The 2,208-nt window shown below is 58.0% G+C and carries 3 protein-coding genes; all 3 read left to right on the plus strand.

What is annotated here, in order from left to right; all coding sequences use genetic code 11:
• The coding region (locus EN780_RS32520) for a sugar ABC transporter permease (protein ID WP_133372821.1) at positions 1–759 on the plus strand (759 nt) is incomplete at its 5' end.
• Positions 756–1,607, plus strand: coding sequence for a carbohydrate ABC transporter permease (locus EN780_RS32525; protein WP_128276318.1), 852 nt, complete (start codon positions 756–758; stop codon positions 1,605–1,607). The genes EN780_RS32520 and EN780_RS32525, both read left to right, overlap by 4 nt.
• A 365-nt stretch (positions 1,608–1,972) precedes the next feature.
• On the plus strand, positions 1,973–2,208 hold a 236-nt coding region (locus EN780_RS32530; protein ID WP_133372822.1), incomplete at its 3' end, for an FAD-binding oxidoreductase.

Here is a 2,208-nt window from a genome sequence, read left to right on the forward strand (position 1 = left end):
GTTCAGGCGAGCCTCTCCGGGCCTGATGGGGAATTCGCCGGGCTCGATAATTTCGAATTCCTTTTTGCGGCGCCTACATTTGCCAAGACCGTGCAGGCCACCCTAACCTTCGTCGTGGTGACGGTGCCGCTGCAGACGGCAATCGCTTTCGGCCTCGCTTTGCTGTTTGCCGAGAACTCCCGGATCGTTTCGCTACTGCGCGTCTTGGTGTTCCTGCCGGTGGTCATCCCTTTGAGTGTCGCAGCCATCCTGTGGGGCGCCGCATACCGCCCTGAGGGACTGGCAAATGCGCTGTTGATGTCGGTGGGTTTCAGCGCTCAGCCCTTCCTCACATCCGCGGACCAGGCACTGATGTCGATCATTGTCATGAGCTCGTGGATCGGAGTCGGCTTCTGGATGATGTTTCTTATCGGTGGCCTAAAGGACATTCCTCGCGAACTCTACGAGGCAGCATCAATCGATGGCGCTGGAAAGCTTTCGTCGCTGTGGCACATCACTATCCCGCTGATGCGTCGGCCGCTAGCCTTCGTAATCGTCGCTGACACGGTTGCCTCATTTCTGCTGTTCGCTCCGATCCAGATACTTACCCGAGGCGGGCCCGGCGGCAGCACGCAGCTGATCATGTTCGACGTGTATCAGCAGGCTTATTTTTTCAATGACGTGTCCCTGGCTGCTGCGGAATCATTGACCTTGATGGTCATCATGATGCTCATCATCCTCATCCAGTTCCGGTTGCTCTCGCGGGAGAAGCAACTGTGAGCGCCGGAGAAAAGAGCTCGGCCGGCGCGGGGCGCATGGTTCAGCTCCTGTTCGGCATCGCCGTCGCCGCCAGCTTTTTGCTGCCGATCGTCTGGCTGGTTGCCGGAAGCCTCCGGCCCAGTAACGAGATATTCACCGCGCTCAATCCGCTTTCCATAGGCAGCTTCATTCCGCCACAGCCGACCCTGGCAAACTATGGCAGCGCGCTTGGCGGAGCGTTCCGGACCGGATTGATCAACTCGATCATCGTGGCCGCATGTACGGTGGTCGTGGGACTGCTGGTATGCGCAGCCGCAGCCTTCGCGTTGAGCGCCATGCGGTGGCGCGGCCGCGAGGTCGTCTTCGCCATCATCGTCTTCAGCTTTTTGATCCCCGAGGAGGTCGTGGCTATCCCGTTGTCGGCTATCTTCGCACGCGCCGGGCTGCAGAACACCTACATAGCACTGATCTTGCCCTTCGTGGGAAGCGGCATGGTGATCTTCCTACTGCGGCAGTTTTTCCTCGCCATACCTCGTTCGCTGATTGAAGCGGCTCAAATCGATGGAGCCGGCTGGCTAAGGATATTCCTGCAGATTTTCCTACCGCTTTCGCGTCCGGCTCTCGTCGGCGCGGGGGTCATCCTCTTTAATGGGCAATGGCAGGCCTATCTCTGGCCGCTTCTCGTCACGACGCGCCAGGACATGTTCCTCGCCCCGATAACCCTCGGCCTGATGGTGGGGGAGCGCTCCAGCGACTACGGCCAGGTCTTCGCGGCATCGACAATCCTGAGCCTCATTCCTGCAGCCATTCTGCTGGGCTTCCAACGTTTCTTCACCGACTCGGTCGCGATGTCGGGCGTCAAAGAATAATCTCGAGGACTCGCATGAGCAGCTTCGCCTTAACCGGCGTGCCCTTCAATCCCAATACTGGGTTCCTTTTATGCGAAAAAACAGGGTTCCGATTCAGTGGTTATTGACAACAAACGGAGACGAAGAACCAGGACGCCTCGATCAATCCGAAGCGTTCGCGGTATTCAGCGGCGGACGTAGCATAACTGAGAGCGTGTTCAACGCTGGCGGATTTGTCCCCAAAGCACAAAAAAGGAAGATCGGTAGGGCCTGCATCTGCGCAAGCAACTTGGCCACCGTCCAGCAAGGTGTGGCTATGAGGCTTCAGTTGTGAACTGGTCAAATTCACTGAGGCGTTGGAACCGAGTGTGGGAGAATAATTTGAGATGGGCCTCTTGGTCGAACCAGTTTCAAGCGAAAACCGGCTCCCTTCGAAAGTCGACGTAGCTGTTATCGGTGGCGGCATCGTTGGCGCGAGTGCAGCGCACTTTTTGGCGAAGCGTGGCGTTAATGTGGCGTTGTGCGACAAAGGGAATATTGCAGGGGAGCAGTCCAGCCGCAACTGGGGCTGGATAAGGCAAGCTCGGCGCGACCCTCGGGAGCTCCCTCTGATGGTTGAAAG

This window comes from Mesorhizobium sp. M4B.F.Ca.ET.089.01.1.1 (assembly GCF_004022605.1).
GTDB lineage: Bacteria > Pseudomonadota > Alphaproteobacteria > Rhizobiales > Rhizobiaceae > Mesorhizobium > Mesorhizobium abyssinicae.